The sequence below is a fragment of the Synoicihabitans lomoniglobus genome (assembly GCF_029023725.1).
In the GTDB taxonomy this organism is placed as follows: Bacteria; Verrucomicrobiota; Verrucomicrobiia; order Opitutales; family Opitutaceae; genus Actomonas; species Actomonas lomonigloba.
The window spans coordinates 4,954,108-4,971,511 of record NZ_CP119075.1 but is presented as its reverse complement, the minus strand read 5'-3'; the positions used below and the strand labels follow the sequence as shown (position 1 = coordinate 4,971,511).

The 17,404-nt window shown below is 62.0% G+C and carries 9 protein-coding genes; 5 read left to right on the top strand and 4 right to left on the bottom strand.

The genetic code is table 11. The annotated features are described in order from the left end of the window. Positions 1-208: 208 nt before the first annotated feature. From PXH66_RS19015 to PXH66_RS19005, 3 genes are all read right to left on the bottom strand, one after another. Positions 209-3,841, bottom strand: a complete 3,633-nt coding sequence (locus PXH66_RS19015) for a DEAD/DEAH box helicase (RefSeq protein WP_330930929.1) — start codon at positions 3,839-3,841, stop codon at positions 209-211. Between the two features lie 200 nt (positions 3,842-4,041). After that, positions 4,042-7,317 carry a DEAD/DEAH box helicase gene (locus PXH66_RS19010; RefSeq protein WP_330930930.1) on the bottom strand — a complete coding sequence of 1,092 codons (3,276 nt, stop codon included), beginning with the start codon at positions 7,315-7,317 and terminating at the stop codon, positions 4,042-4,044. A gap of 129 nt (positions 7,318-7,446) precedes the next feature. Beyond that, complete coding sequence (locus tag PXH66_RS19005) at positions 7,447-7,770, bottom strand: cupin domain-containing protein (RefSeq protein WP_330930931.1); 324 nt, start codon at positions 7,768-7,770, stop codon at positions 7,447-7,449. 277 nt (positions 7,771-8,047) lie between these two features. Between PXH66_RS19005 and PXH66_RS19000 the strand changes: the two genes are divergently transcribed. The 5 genes from PXH66_RS19000 to PXH66_RS18980 all read left to right on the top strand — a co-directional run bounded on the left by PXH66_RS19000 (position 8,048) and on the right by PXH66_RS18980 (position 15,743). Continuing rightward, positions 8,048-9,898: an alpha/beta hydrolase family protein gene (locus PXH66_RS19000; protein WP_330932115.1), complete on the top strand. Its 1,851-nt coding sequence runs from the start codon at positions 8,048-8,050 to the stop codon at positions 9,896-9,898. A gap of 341 nt (positions 9,899-10,239) precedes the next feature. Then, complete coding sequence (locus tag PXH66_RS18995; protein ID WP_330930933.1) at positions 10,240-11,544, top strand: HlyD family secretion protein; 1,305 nt, start codon at positions 10,240-10,242, stop codon at positions 11,542-11,544. Then, positions 11,541-13,235, top strand: a complete 1,695-nt coding sequence (locus tag PXH66_RS18990) for a glycosyltransferase family 2 protein (RefSeq protein ID WP_330930934.1) — start codon at positions 11,541-11,543, stop codon at positions 13,233-13,235. The genes PXH66_RS18995 and PXH66_RS18990 overlap by 4 nt, the downstream gene beginning before the upstream one ends. Next, entirely contained in the window at positions 13,232-14,275 is a 1,044-nt protein-coding gene (locus PXH66_RS18985; RefSeq protein ID WP_330930935.1) for a glycosyl hydrolase, read from the top strand. The genes PXH66_RS18990 and PXH66_RS18985 overlap by 4 nt, the downstream gene beginning before the upstream one ends. A 4-nt stretch (positions 14,276-14,279) precedes the next feature. Continuing rightward, positions 14,280-15,743 (top strand): TolC family protein, encoded by a 1,464-nt coding sequence (locus PXH66_RS18980; RefSeq protein ID WP_330930936.1) that lies wholly within the window; start codon positions 14,280-14,282, stop codon positions 15,741-15,743. Between the two features lie 56 nt (positions 15,744-15,799). Here the strand turns inward: PXH66_RS18980 and PXH66_RS18975 are convergent, their stop codons facing one another. Then, the gene (locus PXH66_RS18975; protein ID WP_330930937.1) at positions 15,800-17,218 is read right to left on the bottom strand and encodes a sulfatase family protein; all 1,419 of its coding nucleotides are present in this window, start codon (positions 17,216-17,218) and stop codon (positions 15,800-15,802) included. Between the last annotated feature and the right edge of the window lie 186 nt (positions 17,219-17,404).

Below are 17,404 nucleotides of genomic sequence, written 5' to 3'. Positions count from 1 at the left end.
ACCAGCTCGAAGTAAACTGAGCCCGGATTTGGAGCCTCTTCGCTTCATGCATTGATCGGGCGTGTCCCTGTCCGTCTCGCCTTGTTCACGATTCGCCTCCGCTGCGAATGGTGAGCTGACCTTGGGTTCGTCGAGGCGTCGATTGATCCGCGTCGGATTCATGGGTCATCAACTATTTGGTCGGACGGGAAAGATCAATGCGACAACTTCAACTCAGCACGTCGCGGAGGCTGTCGAGGTCCATGACTTTGGCGAGGCTGTCCTCTTGCACGACGGCGGCGGCGAGGGCGGCTTTGTCGTGTTGGAGGGCGCGGATCTTTTCTTCGATGGTGTCCTTCGCAATGAGGCGGTAGGCGATGACGTTGTTGGTCTGGCCGATACGGTGGGTGCGATCGATCGCCTGAGCTTCGACCGCCGGGTTCCACCACGGGTCATAGAGCACGACGTAACTGGCGGCGGTGAGGTTGAGTCCGGCACCGGCGGCTTTGAGTGAAAGCAGGAAAACGGGCGGGCCGTCGGTCGCTTGAAACGTATCCACCAGTTCCTGACGATTCTCGGTCTGGCCGGTGAGCAGCAGATGGCCGATGCGGCGAGCCACCAGCGCTTCGCGGATCAGCTCCAACATGGTGACAAACTGGGAGAACACGAGGACGCGGTGACCTTCGGCGACAAGGGGTTCGAGGGTGTCGACGAGGGCTTCGAGTTTGGCGCTCGAGGTGGCGGTGGTTTTGCGAACGCTGGCGGAGGCGGCCGTATCGGTGCTGACGAGGCGCGGGTCGCAGCAGATCTGGCGAAGGCGCAGGAGGGATTGAAGAATGTTGAAGCGCTCCGCGTCGAATTGGCGCGCGGTTTTGACCTTGAGCAGCAGTTGGCGGGCGCGTTTGAGCTCGGCGTCGTAGAGTTTGCGCTGGGGGCCTTCGAGTTCGCAGCTGATGTCCTCTTCAGTGCGGGCGGGTAGGTCGCGTGCGACTTCGCTCTTGGTGCGCCGCAGCATGAAGGGGCGCACGCGGGTGGCGAGGCGGCTGCGGGCGCCGGCCGGGTCTTCTTTTTCGCGGTAGAGGCGTTGGAAGGAGGCTTGGGTGCCGAGCAGACCGGGTTGAGCGAAAGCGAGCAGACTCCAGAGGTCGAGCAGTCGGTTTTCGATCGGCGTCCCGCTGAGGACGAGCCGGTGGCGGGCGCGGAGTTCGCGGGCGGTGCGGGCGGTCGTGCTGGTCGGGGTTTTGATGTTCTGCCCTTCGTCGAGAATCACGGCGTCCCACTCGATGGGGGTGAGATCGTCGGCGCGAAGGCGCAACTGAGTGTAGTTGATGACCAGCAGGTTGGCGTCGGTGGGCAGGGGCTGGCGGGGGACTGGGCGGGTAGCGGTGAGTGTGGGCGTGAAACGGGCGGTTTCATTTTGCCAATTCGGGGCGACGGATTTGGGGCATACGATCAGGACCCGGAAAGGCGGGGAGCCGGTCGGGCGACGGTCACGCAGCCAGAGCAGCCACGCTAGGGTTTGCACGGTTTTGCCGAGCCCCATGTCGTCGGCGAGGATACCGCCAAGGCCCTGCGTCGCGAGATGAACAAGGTAGTGATAACCTTCTTTTTGGTAGGGACGGAGGTGGGCGGTGAGATCGGCGGGGACGGGAGGAGCGACGACGGCCTGCAACTTTTTCACCCGCTGGCGCAAGCGAGTGGCCAGGGCTTTGTCATCGAGCGGGATTCCGGCCAGTTGCAAGGCGTGGTAGCGATGGGTTTCGGGCCGGGCGCGGGAGGTGAGCAGATCGGAGGGGTCGGGGGTGAGACCCAAGCGTTCGACGGCGGGATCAAGGTCGCCCTTGTCGGTAGGGTCGTAGGAGAGGCGTTGCCATCCGCGCTGCGGGAGTCGCACCCATTTGCCGCGAGCCGCGACGAGGAGGCGAAGTTCCTCGTCGGTGAGGGTGACGTCTTCGGGTTGCAGTTTGAGCGAGACGTCAAACCAGTCCTGACCGGATCCCTTGCTGGGCGAAACCGAGGCGGTGACGCGGGCTCGAAGGGGGTCACCGAGAAGACCTTGCAGTTCGGGGGAGGCTTCAATCACGAGATCGGCTGGCAGGCTCGCCCGCCACATCGTGAATTGTTGGGGGAAGTCCGCCGTGACGTTGCGAATCCACGAGCTGAACTGGGAGGCATAGACGAGTTTGAACTCACCGAAGCATGCGCTGACGGCGTTGGCTCGGGAGAGGTCAAACCGGTAGTGGGGCGTGTCGGCGGCAGGAGTCGGGGGGCGGTCGTCTGCGGTCCAATTCCATCCCTCAAAACCGGCCCAATGTTGGGCGCAGGGCGGGTCATCAGACTGAGCGAAGAGTTGGACGTGAAAAGTGGTGGAGGAATACGCGTGGTGGGCGTCGGTCTCGCTGAGCCAACACCGCAGAAAGGGCCGCAATTCGACGTCGACGAACTTGGCCTCGAAGGAGGAGGGCAGGCGCAAGCCGAGTTGCTTGAGTTGACCTGAGATGCCGGGGTCGGACAGAGCGGAGATCGGGAGTCGGGAGGAGGGCAGTCGTTCGGGCCCCAGCCAGACGCGGTTGTCGATCAGGTAGAGCGGGTCGGGGGCGTGAACAAATGGAGCGGCATCGGTGGGGATGACCCGGCCGTTGGGCAGCTGTCGAGTGAACAGCAGTCGACTGGGGTCTTTGGGGTCGGGCTGCCCATGCAGCTCGACGGGATCGGGCTGGACTTGATAGGGCGAATCGTCGGGCAAACGCACGGCAGCAACTGCGTGAGGGTGCTGGAGTATGGTGGATAGCTGGCCGACGCTGAGTTGGCCGCCGCGTCCGAGATCGATCCGGTCGTAATGAGCGTTGAAGCGAAACGTGAGCGCGACGCTGCGAGCGGGTTCCGGGTAGGCTTCGATTTCGTCGAGACGAGTGGTTGCGAGGTGTTTCAACCACTTTTGGGTTGGTGCGCGCCAAGCTTTAGCGTCGGGAGGTGCACCTTCGAGAAAGGCTTCCCCGCTGGCGTTTAAACGAATGCGCAAATCGGAGTAGGTGTCGCGGAGTGGGCTGGTTTTCGGGGTTTCCGATTGGGCGATCGCGCGCGAGGTGAAGGATCTCCGCCATTGTTCGAGTTCCTCGCGTTGCAGCACCTCGTCGATCCGGACTCTCACCGCAGTCGTATCAGTCATGCCGCTGAAGGCCTCGGGAATAGGCTGACCTTCGCGTTCCCAGTGCAGCGCGATATACTGCCAAAGCTCCCACGGGTCGGCGGGCGGATTTTCGTCGGACCACCAACCGGTGAACGCAGGCTTCCAAGCGTTGTAGTCGTAGGGAATCGATGTCGCGGCAAACCCATGCTCGTTGAGCGCGAAACGGGTCAATCGACCGAGATTCTGATAATCGTGGAATAGCGCGGAGAGTTGGCTCAGCAGGTGATTTTCGTCGCGGGTCAGGTCACGACCTATTTTCGCGGCAAGAAGAGGGCTCCAATGCTCGCGAAAACTGTTCTTGCGCTTTTTCACCGGAGCGGGGGCGACGGGAGGTTTGGTCGGATACATTCGCTCCGCTTGGATTTCGATATCCTGCTCAAGCCACTGTAGTCCCAAGGCTTGCGCATGCTTGCAGTTTTCACCGACGGGGCAGGTGCAATCGGCGTGCCACTTGTCGTCCGCGAGATGCAGGGTGGTGGTATAGAGTTCACCGTGTGATCCGGTCACGCTGCCCGTCAGGATTTCGTGGTCCTCCCAAATATGGTGCACGGCACCGTTGCGAAAGTAGGTCCGGCCTCGTTTTCGGGTGTTGAAGCCGTAGTCCCGTTCCAGGTGGAGAATCAGGGCACCCAGTGCGGTTTCTGAACGAAGAATGGATTTCGATCCGGGCATGGAAGATGGAATAGGCGATGTCAGTTGATCTCCTGAGTTTGCCTACGAACTAGAAGAATCGAAGGCGCGCAGTCATGCGATTTCTGACCTCTTGCCCGGAAAACTTCCTCAGGCAGCAGCGCCGCTCTTCATGCTGACGCGCATCGACCGAGGGGATCGCGAGCAAGCTCGCTCCTACATCTGAGGGATAATTCGCCTTCTCAAGAAAGCACGTCGCGGAGGCTGTCGAGGTCCATGACTTTGGCGAGGCTGTCTTCCTGCACGACGGCGGCGGCGAGGGCGGCTTTGTCGTGTTGGAGGGCGCGAATTTTCTGTTCCACCGTGCCGTCCGAGATGAGGCGGTAGGCGATGACGGGTTTCGTCTGGCCAATGCGGTGAATGCGGTCGATGGCCTGCGCTTCGGCGGCCGGGTTCCACCACGGGTCGTAGAGAATGGCATAGCTCGCGGCCGTGAGGTTGAGACCGAAGCCCGCCGCTTTGAGCGACAACAGGAAGACGGTCTTGCTCGGGTCGCTTTGAAAACGCTCCACCAACTCACCGCGGTTTTCGGTCGCGCCGGTGAGCATGAGATGGCCGATGCCTTCGCCTTCGAGGCGATGGCGGATGATCTGCAGCATCTCCACAAACTGGCTGAACACGAGGACTTGGTGGCCCTCTTCGGCGAGCTCTTCGACGCGCTCGATCAAGGCTTCGAGTTTGGCGCTCGGCATCTTGGCGTGGGTCGGGTCCACGAGCGCGGGGTGGCAACAGATCTGGCGCAAACGCAGCAGGCTCGCGAGCACGTTGAACCGTGCCTTGCCCAACTCGGCGGCGGTTTCGATGCCGAGGAGTTCGGCCCGGGCGCGTTTGAGTTCGGCGTCGTAGAGACGGCGTTGATCGCCTTCGAGTTCGACCACGATTTCGTCTTCGGTGCGCGGCGGCAGATCGGGGGCGGCCTGGGCTTTGGTGCGGCGCAGCAGGAAGTGTTGCACGCGGCGGTGCAGGCGATCGAGCGAGGCGGGATCGACTTCGTTGTATTGGCGACGAAAGCCCGCTTGATCGCCGAGCAGACCGGGTTGCGCAAAGGCAAACAGGCTCCACAAATCGGAGAGTCGGTTTTCGATCGGCGTGCCGGTCAGAATGACGCGCCGACGAGCGCGTAAGGAGCGGGCGGCGACAGCAACCTGACTGCGCGGATTTTTGATGAACTGACCCTCGTCGAGCACCACCGCATCCCAGTCGACGCTGCGGAAGGTTTCCGCGTGGAGCCGCAGTTGGGTGTAGTTGGCGACGAGCAGGCGCGGACCGGTCTCGGCTACGGCGGCGGCGCGCGAGAGCGGGTCAAATGCCCCGATGCCGAAGTCGGGCGCGAAGCGGGTCGTCTCCACCAGCCAGCCGTGCATGACGCTTTTCGGGCATATAATCAGAGCGCGGAAGGGAGATTTTTTCTTGGTCGATTTCTGGGCGGACAAGTGGAGCAACCACGCGAGGGTTTGCACCGTTTTACCGAGTCCCATGTCATCAGCCAGCACGCCGCCCAGCCGTTGGGCCGAGAGGTGGGCGAGGAAGTGAAACCCCTCGATTTGATAGGGCCGCAGTGTCGCCTGCAAACCGGTCGGCACGGGTGGCGGCGGCAGGGCGCGCAACTCGGCGGCTCGATCCTGTAACAAATGAACGAATACGGAGTCGCGGTCGGCCAGCGACTCGGCCTGCAGGGCCATTTGCAGGACGTGCACCTCGTGTTTGAGCGACCGTCCGCCCGTGAGCACGTCCTCGTAACCGAGGCCCAGTTTGTCGAGGGCGGCGGCGGTTTCCGGGGCGACGTCGACGTCCTGGCTGATGCGACGCCAGCCGCCCTGGCGAGGCAGGTGCACCCATTTGCCCTTCGCCTTGATGAGCATGGCGACCTCCTCGGCGTTGAGTTTGGTGTCCTCGACTTTGAGGGCGACGGTGAGGCCAAACCAGTCCTGCTCGGACTTGGTGCCGGGCGCGATTGACGTGGCGACGTGAGCTTGCAGCGGGGCTCCGAGCAGGCTCGAAAGTTCCGGCGAGACTTCGATCTCGAGTTGCGGTGATTGGTTGCTGTGCCACTCGACGAACTCCTCGGCGAAGAAGTCGTTGACCGGGCGCATCCACGATTCGGCCCAGCCGTCCCAGCCCAGCCGGAAACCGCGGAAGCGGGCGCTGGCCTCCTCGGCTTGCGACAAATCAAACTCGAGGGCGGGGGCACCGGCAACTCGCGGAGGGGGCAGGGCTTTTTTATTCCAAGTCCAGCCGACGACGTCGTCGGTCCACACCTGCTCGCACGGAGGGTTTTCGCTCCGGGCGGTGAGTTGGGCGTGAAAATCCCGCTCTTGTCCGTCAATCGAGGGCGAGAGCCAGCATCGCAAGTGCGGCTTGAGCGTGATGGTGCGCAGTTCGGCGCTGTGGCCCTCGGGCAGGCGCAGGCCCATGGCCCGCAAACGCGGCAGGAGGCGAGCGTCGCTCAAGGCGGCGACGGGCAGGCGCTCGGATGGGGGCGGCGGCGGACCGCGCCAAAGCTCGCCGTGAAATTGGTAAAGTGGTTCGGGTTGCTCGGCGACGAGGCGCGCGGTATCGGCCGGTTCGCCGTCGGGCGTGACCAGGTGAAGATCAAAGCGGTCGGCGACATCTGCGCTCACGGTGGCCTCGGGAACGAGCGCTTCGGGTTGGATGATCAGCGGGCTCCCGTCGGCGAGAGCGAGGGCGGGGCGGACCGCCTGACTGCGGAGGAGACCGCCGACGGCGTCGAGCGGCAGCGGTTGGCGCGGATTGAGGCCGAGGGGACTGAGCCGGAATTCGGCCCCGAGGGCCGTGGCCAGCGCGGCCCGCGGCGGGGGCAGAAACTCGAGATCCGCGGGACGCAACTGCGAGAGTTGCGTGAGCCATTTCTTGGTGGGAGTTTTCCAGGGTTTGCCGGCAGCGGCCTGGGCTTCGAACATCCAATTGCCCAGCGGGTCGAGTCGCACTCGCAGGTCATGCACCTCGGCAAACAAAGCCTCCCCGGCGGACAGAGCGGGTTGGGTGGATTCCGGCAGGGCGCGCAGCCAGCGCCCCAACTCGGCATCGAGGGCGCGGTCGCCGGCGGGCTGGAGCTTGGCGGCCAGCTTGGACTCGGTCGTGGGCACGATCTCGGCGGGATCGCGGCCATCGGGCTGACCGGCTTCCACGGCGGCAATCCACGCCTGACCGGCGGCGTAGGCGTGTTTGCAGTCTTTGTGGGCGCGGCACGTGCACCGGGTGGACCAATCCCCGCGGGTGAAAAAGAGGGTGACGGTGCGCGGCGTGTCGTGCGCGACGGTGGCGCTCACCAGGTGGTCGGCCGCAGAGGCGACCGAGCGCACGGCGCCGTCTTTGAAGTAGTCAAATCCGTCCTCACGGGCTTCTTCGGGAAAGGAATCTAGGCGCAGCCGCAGCGCGAGAATCGCTTCGGGGGTGCGCACGGCACGGACGTGGATTTGGTTGCGACGAGGTGGCATGAGGGATGGCGCGGATACACCGGATGCCGACCGAGCGCGAACACTATCGGTAAATGACCTGCTTTATCTTCCGGGCGTTTTTGCTGCCGCGGTCCGTTGCCGGTTGGCCAGCCACGGCTCGTTGAGGCCCTACAGGAAGTCCGTGCGAACGGGCGTGAAGGCGTCGATAATGGTGCCGTCTTCCAGGGCGCGGACACCGTGGGGCACATTTTTGGCAGCGTAGTAGCTGTCGCCGACGCCGAGCACTTGCGTGTCGTCGCCCACCGTTACTTCGAAGCGTCCGCGGGTGATCAAACCCACCTGTTCGTGATCAGCGTGACGGTGCATCGCGCCGATGCCGCCTTGGCGGAAGCGAAACTCCACCAGCATGAGCGTATCGCCGTTTTGCAGCACGCGCCGCGACACGTTTTCATCCAAAGCTTCCCAGGCGACGTCATTACCACGAGTGATCATGTTCACAGTGAGGCTCCGGGGAAGCGTCGCCGCAAGCCGAGGAGTGCGGCGATAGGGGTTGGACTCTCTTGCTGGTCGGTCGTTCGATGCCGGCATGTCCCGGTTATTACCCCTTGGTGGCGGCGTGGTCCCGCGCTGGCGGAGATTAGCGCTATGCAGTGTGTCCTGGTTGGCGATCTCTCTGGGGGCGGCGTCTCCGAGCGTGGATTTGGAACGCCAGGTTCCGGTCGCCGCCGACGAGCCGATTCCGATCACGGATTTTTTCCGACCGGATTACATGCGTTCACCTCGCCTTACCCGCGCGGGCACCCATATCGCCGCATTGGTCGCGGGCGGAGAAGAGCAGTATCAACTGATGGTCATCGATCTCGCGGCTGGCACGCGTGAAGTCGTGGGCGGTCGCGGTGATAAAAGTGTGCTTTCGTTTCACTGGCTAACAGACGACCGGATTCTGTTCCGACTGTCACTGGACCACCGGTTTGATCTGGGGTGGCTGGTCGCGCGGCTGGATCGGCTGTCCAAGCCGTATCCTATTTATCAATATGGTTTCGCCTCGTTGATCGGGATTCCGGATGACGACCCGCTTCACCCGGTGTTCTGGGTCAAGCAAGGCGGTCGCCAGCGCGCCCAAGGATTGTTTGTGCTGGATGCGAAACTCGATCTCGGGCCGCTGACCGATTTGAAAAAATTCCGGACGACGGGTGGAATCGTAGGCGTCGAGCGCTCAAACGAGCGTCATGTGGAGCGCATGTTGCCGGAGCCGACGGGTGGTGAGGACGTCGCTTATGGCGCTGATCTGCACGGCAATTTGTCTCGTGCCTTGGTGCAGAACGACGGCGCCTGGCAATTCCACTTCTGGCAGGACGACGCGTGGCACATTTCCCCGGTGGATCTGGATACGGTCACCTTGTTGGGAGCGGGAAATCGTCCGGAAGAAGTTATCGCGCAGGCCGTAGCGACCGGAGGGAAACCCAGCCCGGTGCGTTTTCTGAATGTGAGATCCGGCGAATGGTCGGATGTGGTTTTGGAGGATCCGGATTATGATTTCACGGGGTGGTTTTATCGCGACCGGAAGTCGTCAAAGATTGTGGGAGTGCAGATGGATCGAACCAGGCCGGAGGCCATGTGGTTCGATGCGGGATATGCTTCGCTGCAAAAATTATTGGACGCGCAGTTCCCGGGCCGGGTGGCACGCATTGTCGATGGCGATGATAGCGGCTCGAAATTCGTCGTCTCTGCCTATGCGGATAGCCACCCGCCGACCTATTATTTGTTGGATATGTCGAAGCGCAGTTTGGACCTGATCGCGGCGTCCCGGCCGTGGATTGATCCGGAGCGGATGCAGCGGACGACCATGATGAAGTTTGCCACGGCCGAGGGGAAGAAGCTGGACGCATACGTGACATTGCCGGCCGGAGCATCGCGGGATCACCCGGTGCCATTGGTGGTGATGCCCCACGGGGGACCGTGGGTGCGCGACACATGGGGGTTTAACCGGAACGTGCAGTATTTGGCCAACCTGGGCTACGCCGTCCTGCAGCCCAATTACCGCGGATCGCTGGGTTACAACTGGATGTTTCCACGTGAGGACCAGTGGGACTTTTTGAAAATGCACGACGACGTGACCCGGGCGACGCGAACACTGTTGCAGTCCGGTTATATCGACCCGCAGCGCGTCGCCATTGCCGGGAGTTCGTTTGGGGGCTATCTCGCGCTGTCGGGGGTGGTGCACGAGCCCGATCTCTACCGTTGCGCGGTGACCTTTGCCGGAGTCTTTGACTGGGCCGAGCTCATCGAATGGACCAAAGGGGAGCGCTACGTGGACCACCGTTATGACGTGTTGCTACGACGATTGGGAAACCCGGGCGACGATCCTGAGAAGTTCGAACGCATCTCGCCCGGCCGTCACGTGGATCGCATCAAAGTGCCCGTCCTGGTGGCGCACGGGAAAGAGGATCGCGTGGTGACCGTCGGGGAGTCCAAACGCCTGATTCGATCGCTAAAAACCCACGGCGTAATCCACGAGACGGTGATTATCCGCGGCGAAGGCCACGGCACCAGCTTGGTCGAAAACAGTGCCGAGCTCTACGGGCGGATAGGAGATTTCCTGGGCAAGCACTTGCGTTAACCAGGGTAGTCCCTTGCGCCCGCCCCGGTGTCCGGTCCCGTGAGTAGGGCCCGGGGAGGAACCCCGGGGTTTAAAAACCTGACGGCCTCGTGACACATTTTTAGGCGGAATTTCGCTTTGGAGAGTAGATGCCTACTCCCACTCCCCCACGCCAAGCCGGGAAGCTGTGTCCCTCGGCCGGCCTATTGACGATCGGATCCGCGGTGACTGACACGCGGTGGTCGCTGGCAACGCCCGTGATTGATGAGCGGGCATTGGAGGGTCGGTTGGTCGCCGGTTCCGACGCGTCGAGGTGGGGACGTGCCGCTCGATTCTGATCACGGTCCAGGATTTTTCTCTTCATGAAAGCATTAGCGATTCCTCTTCGTATTGGCCGCGCCGTCTCACGGGTCGGCCATGGGCAGCCCACCCGGGTGGGCGTTCGGGTGGTGCTGGGCTCGATCCAGATTTTCTGCGCCTTGACCCTGATCGGACTGTCGCTGTGGGCGATTCTGCTGCCGCCGTTGTTTCCCTACAGTTCCCATTCGATCGTTAATTCGAAGGTGGTGAGCCTGAGGGCCTCGGACGAGGGCACGATCAACGGCTTGCCGACGGTGGGCCGGGGCAACCTGCTCAAAGCGGGCGAATCGATTGGGCGCGTGACCCGGGACCAAACCAAGGTGCGGCGCGAGCTGGAGGAGCGGGAGTTTACCCGGACCAAGTTGCGCGAACAGGTCGGCATCATTGAGAGCTCGATTGCCCAGCGGGAGAAGAAACTCAGCGAGATGGAAAAGGAAGCGGCGGCAACCCGTCTGACTGCGCGGGAAGCGCTGGAGCGACGTTACCGGTCGGCGGTGGAGAACGTGCGAATCCAGCGCGAAGCCTATGCGCAAAAGCAGGCCAACCAGGAGCGGATCGCCCCGTTGTTTCGCGACGGCATCATCACCTCCGGCCAATGGGCGGAAACGCGGGCGCAAACCACCGAGGCGGAGAGGCAATTCACGGCCGCCGAGTCCGAGTGGTTCATGATCAAAACCGAGTTGGAAAACACCGGCAGTCTCGGTGGTGACCTTTCCCGGGAGGCGATCGAGGGGCTGGTGGCCCGCATCGGTTCCTACGAACAGGAATTGGGTAATCTCAAAATCCAACGCAATGAGCTGGCCGCGGAACTCAGCGAAGTGGAACGGCAAATCGCATGGGCCCGGACCACGTTGGAATCCGATCAATCCTATGCGATCAACACCCCGATTGAGGGCGTGGTCTGGCGGCAGCAGGTCGTCAATGGCGAGACGCTGGCGGATGGCCAGACGGTGCTGCAGATCGCCGATGCCCGCGGAATTTTTGTGGAGGCGTATTTCCGCCGTGAGTTCATGAACAGCATCGCGATCGGTGACGCGGCCCACGTGTTCCTCGTCACGGAAAATCGGTTTGTGGAGGGGCTGGTGACCGACATTCAGGTGCAGGAGCAAACTCCCAGTGTTCCGAACATCATCAACACGATTTCCACGGACGCTTCGCTGTTGCGGGTCACCATCGAAGTGCAGCCCGACGAGCTGAAACCCGCCAGCATCGGCCAATTGGCCAAGGTGTTGGTTTCGAGCGGCAAGCGGGGGCTGGTGGAGAAGTGCCTGGTGCGGCTAAGCTTCCTGCTGAGGAGTCACGGATGAATACGGACCTGTATCCCGAGGTGCTGGCGACGGTGCTGTTGTTCCTTGGCCTGTGGATGATTTCGTCCCGGGTGTCTTGGTCCAGTGTGCCCGTGCGGATGGTCGTGGTCGCGCTGTTCGTGATCATGAACGTGCGTTACGTATGGTGGCGGCTGCAGTCCACGATGCCGCCGTTCGTGATCGGTTTCGAGTCGCTCTGGTCGTGGTTCTTCATCGGGCTCGAACTTTCAGCGACGCTGGTGATCACGTGGCATTTCATTGTCCTGATATCCCCCAGCCGACGCAGCCCGGAGGCGGATGTCGCCGAGGCGAAGCTACGCGCGCGGCCAGAAGCGATCGGCGTCGATATTCTGATCCCCACGTATAACGAACCGGAGGAGATCCTGCAGCGCACCATCGATGCCGCCGTTGCGGTGGACTACCCCAACTTTCGGGTGTGGGTGCTCGATGACGGCGCGCGCGATTGGTTGAAACAATTATGTCTGGCGAGTGGCGTGGCCTATGTGGCGCGGACCGAGCGCAAAGGCTTCAAAGCCGGCAACCTCAACCACGCGCTGACCGTCACCTCGAACCCGCTGGTGAGTGTCGTCGATGCTGACTTTGCCTTGGAGCCGAACTTCCTGTGGCGGACGGCGGGTTTGCTGGATGATCCGTCGGTGGGGCTGGTGCAAACGCCCCAATATTTCAAAAACCCCGATGCCATCCAGTATAACCTGTTTGGGGAAAAGGCCTGGCCGGAAGCCCAATGCATGTTCAGCGATGTGATGCAGTCCGGCCGCGACACGTGGGACAATGCGTTCTGCTACGGCACGGGGTTTGTGGTGAAGCGAGCGTGCCTTGAGGAGATCGGAGGTTTCCCCGAGCAAACCATCACGGAGGACCTGCACTCCACCTACGTGCTGCTCTCCCACGGCTACAAAACGCGGTTTCTCAACGAGCGTCTTAGCGCGGGTTTTGCCACGCAGGATATCGGCGAATTCGTGCTCCAGCGCGCTCGGTGGTGTGCGGGCTCCCTGCAGTGCCTTTTTGCGGAAGGCGGTGTGTTGCGGGGCAAGCGTCTGTCTATCCTTGATCGATTGTTTTTCCTCGATCCCGTTCTCTATCACGTGGGCACGCTGTGGACGTTTTGTCTACTGATCTCGCCCGCCATCTACTGGTGGTTTGGCGTCTCGCCGTTTCGCTCGGACTTCGGTCACCTCTTTGTGGTCTTCGCGCCGCGGATGCTGATCGGAATCTATGGTTTCTATTGGCTGACCGATCGAAAAACCATCCCGCTGGTGTCCGAGTTGGGGCGCATTGTCGGAATTTACTACCTTGTCTCGGCCATGGCCAAAGTGGCGCTGAATCCGTTCCGGCAGTCGTTTAATATCACGAGCAAGAAACTCGATTCGCAACGAACCCAAATCTATTGGCACGTCATGCGGCCGCACCTGCTGCTACTCGCCATCACCGGCGCGGGCATCCTTTACCGCTACGGGTGGATGCAGGGGCAGGGGTTCTACATGCAGGACAACGTGGGCCTGATGATCTCGCTCACCATTTATGTCGCCTGGTTGGTCTTCTTTTCCTGTTTGATCTGCGTGCAGCGGCCCACGCCCAACGGCCTGTTGGACACGGTGGGGGCTGTATCCATCGGCAGCATACGAGCGACGATGAAGACCCTGTTCACCCGGATGTTTGTTTTTCGATGAGAACATGGCGACATCTTCTGGCGCTGATGGGCGCGGCCGGGATCGCGGCCTCCGGGGTGGCGGCCGAACCGGTGGAGCGCGCGCCGGTTTTGCTGATCGCGGGACAAAGTCGTGACGAGTTCGGTGAGTATCTGAATGAGGTCAGCGGTCGGGGGCACGAAGCCCCGTTGCCGGGCGGGGCGGCGTTTTATACGTCGTTGGATCTCTCCGGCGTGAAGCGTCCGCACGCCAATGCCCCGGGCGACAACTTTCAGGATCTTCCGTATTTGTTGATGGCGCAGGATCCTCTGGTGATCCAGATCGGTCTGTGGCTGTCACGCGAGCAGCTCTACCAGATTGTCGCCGGTGAACGGGATGCGCAGATCGCGGAGCTTCATGCCGCGTTGCAGGCATTGCAGCGACCGGTGTTTCTGCGGATCGGTTACGAATTTGATGGTCCCCATAATCGGTATCCGCCGGAAGTGTTCGCAGCCGCCTACCGGACCATCGCCCGGCCGATGCGCGAGAGCGCCGACATACTGTTGGTCTGGCACTCCTACGCCATGCTGCCGACCTACATGGAACACCCGTTGGCGGACTGGTATCCGGGCGACGAGTGGGTGGACTGGATCGGCGTCAGCTTTTTTCAGGTCACCAACGAAGGATACCACGAAGCGCCCAATCGCGAAGCCGTGTTGGCCTTCGCCCGGGAGAAGGCCAAGCCGGTGCTCGTCGCCGAGGCCAGCGCCATCCGCTATACCGTGCGGCAAAAGCAGCAGGGGGGCGCGGCGTATTGGGATTATTGGTATAAACCGTTTTTTGAGTTCGTGGAGGGTAATCCCGAGATCCGCGCGGTGAGCATCATCAACGTGAACTGGGACTCCCAAAACCAACACCGGGCGCTGGATTGGGGCGATGCCCGCATTAATGCCGATCCGGAGATCTTGCAGCGATGGCGAGCCCGGGCGAATGCGCCGTATTGGATGCCCGTCGATAGGAATTTGTATCAGGCGGTGCGGAAAATAACGCGACCCGGCTCCGCCCCATTTTCGAAAGAATAGTCGTATGAGAATAACAACTACATTTTATTTTGGAGCCCGCCTGGCGCGGTCTGGTTGGGGGGCCGGGCTTTTTATGGCGGCCGTCGGCGGTTTTCCGCTTGCGAGCCTGCGGGCCGGCACGCTGATGGACATCTATGAGGCGGCGATCGTGGCGGACCTGAACGTCGAGGTGGCGGAGTATGAACTGCGGGCGGCGGAACAGCAGATTCAAACCCAACGTCAGCAGTATTTTCCGCGGCTCTTTGTGATCGGGCGTGAATCCTTTGTGGAGCAGGATATCAGTGCCACGGATACGACGATCTACCGCGAGGGCATCACGCGCTTCTCGAACACCTTGCTCAACGTCGAGGTGTCGCAGCCGCTGTATGATCCGACGATTGCGCCCGAGGTCGAGGCCGCCCGGGCCCGCTACCGTCGGCAGCACAATTTCAATCGCGAGATGCGGGAGTTGCGCACGCAGCGCATCGTCGAGGGTTTCCTGCGCACCGTGCGGCTTTACGAACTCAGTGGCTCGGCCGATCGCGTCATCCAGCGGTTGCAGAAGGAGCTCGAAGGCGTGTCGAAGAGTTACGACGTCAAATTGGCGACCATCGCCGATGTGCAAAACGTCAAACTCTCGCTGGCGGGCATGAAGCGCGAGAAGAACAACTATGTGAAGCAGCTCCACTATGAGCTGGCCAATCTGGGAGTTGGCGGCGAGGTGCTGAAGTCCTCTTGGGTCGAGCTGTCACCCGAAGCCTCGCTGGCGGAGGCGGTGGCGGCCGCGGCGGTGGAGACCAACTCCCATCCGCAACAGGAAACGTTGGAGGCGGAGATCGATGAACTGGAGCACCAGATTACCGCGACTCAGCGTCGCACGTGGCCGGTGCTCAGTTTGTTCGGGCGTTACGAATTGGACAATGCCGATGGCTCCGTGTTTGGCGGCGCCCGCGATATTACGGGTTATGCGGCGGGGGTGGCCGTGCAGTGGGATATTTTCAATCGGGGGATCAATCGCTCGGAAGCGAAGACGTTCACGTATCGCAAGCTGGCCAAAGAACGCCAACTTAAGGTCAGCCAGGTCCAGCAAGAGAAGTCGGATCGCTACCGCCAGGAATTGATGAATCAATCGCGGCGCAGCGTGCTCGAACTCGAGGACCTGGTCGCCCAGCACGCAGTGCTGCGTGATTCCTCGGCCCGGGCCTATGAGGCCGGCAAGCAGTCCTACATCGAATCAATCACGGCCTATCTCGCGTATGAGTCGACCGTGCGCGAGTGGGAAAACGCGCGTTACGACCGCTTGTTGAGTGAGATCAATTTTTACGGCCAATCCCGGGGCTGGAACGAGGCATTCGTGCGACAGGTCGACGACCTGTTTGAGCCCGCCGAGGGCTCGCTCGTGTTCACGTCAGACCTTTCGGCGGGGCCGGGCCCAGCGTTCACGCGTTTCCAACCCGACCATGTCGATCGGACCGACTCCCACCGTTGAGCGGGTAATCCAACCTGAGTCGGAGCCGATGGTCGCCGTCGTCATTCGCTGTCGTCTCAACCAGCCATGATGTGGTCGTCTTCGCGGCGCATCCAGTCGTCGAGCAGGGTGCGATGCTCTGCGAGCACGTCGGTATGGGACGTCTTCGTGACCAAGTCCTGCATCTCGCCGGGGTCGTCGGTCAGGTCGAAGAGTTGTTCGCGTTTTTCACCGGTGGAAAAGCGGACGTATTTGTAGCGCGCCGTGCGGAGCATGCGGCCGTAGACGCCTTCCGAGGCGCCGTAAATGTTGGTGATTTCGTTTTGGCTGATGACGAAGGGGTGGCCGGTCGCACCGGGCTGGCCTTCGATTAACCCGCGCACGCTGCGTCCGGGCAGTCCCGGTGTCGCCGGAAGGCCGGCGTAGTCAAAGACGGTGGGAAAGAAGTCCAGGTTGAGGTTCACCAAACTGTGGTCGTCGCGTTGTCCGGCGCGGGCGCAGGCGGGCGGACGCACGATGAAGGGCACCTTGGCGACTTCTTCGTAGAACAGGGTTTTTTGGTTCCAGCGGTGGGAGGCGGCGCCGTCGCCGTGGTCGCTCGAAAAAACGATCACGGTGTTTTCGTCCTGACCGGTTTCGCGCAGCGTTTGCAGGATCGCGCCGACTTGGGCGTCGACGCGTTCGATGAGGCGATAATACGCCCACAGGTATTGGCGCCACCGGCCTTCGGGCCAGCCCACGGTCGGATACAGTTTGGGACCGCGGGCCTGCATGGTGCGAATGATGTCGGGTTCGCCGGCTGGGATTTCAAAGTTGTCGGGCAGGGGCGGGCACGCCTCGGGCGGCGGAGCGGGTGGCAGTTGGCCGTTGGGCAGCACGTCGGGTCCTCCGGCGGCCAGTCGGGCCCATTCGCAGATGTCGTGCGGATTGAGAAACGACGCGACGAGAAAGAAAGGGTGGTCTCGTGGCGTGCGCAGGAACTCGTTGCAGGCGGGCAACACATCGGGGTCGAGCCGGTTGTTGCGCATGTGCCGAGTGAACTCGAAACCGTGCCACGCTTTGTCGTCGGGCGCGTGTGGGATGTGCCATTTGCCGACGTAGCCGGTGTCGTAACCTTGCTCGGCAAATCGTCGCGACAGCGGTGCGCCCACCACGCCGCCCTCTTCGGTATTGAAGGTGACGCCGGTGCGGTGCGGCATTTGTCCAGTCAACCAACTGGCGCGTGACGGCACGCAGATCGGGTCGGAGCAGTAGGTTTGCTTGAACGTCACGCCTTGCGCCGCCAATTCGTCCATGGCGGGCGTATGCAGCCACGGGTTGCCGGCGTTGCTCATGGCGTGCGCGGACTGCTGGTCGGTCCAGATGAACAGAATGTTGGGACGGGATTGTCCGGATTTGGGCGGGCGCGGGGACGGTTCGTCCGCCCGGCCCAGATGCGGCAGGCTCATCGTTGCTCCGACCACCGCACTGCGACCCAAGAACTCACGACGATTCATGGAATCCAACTTTCGCGCCGCGTCGGAGGGGTCAAGGGTGTAACCGGAACGGTTGGCCGGTCGCATCCGGAAAACTTTCGGCCCGATCGGGTTTTTTGGGCCGGTTCGCGAACCAGCTGCAGGCTTGGTGGTCGATGCACAGGAGACAGCCGACTGCGTGTGCGGTGACTCGCTGTTGTTCACGCC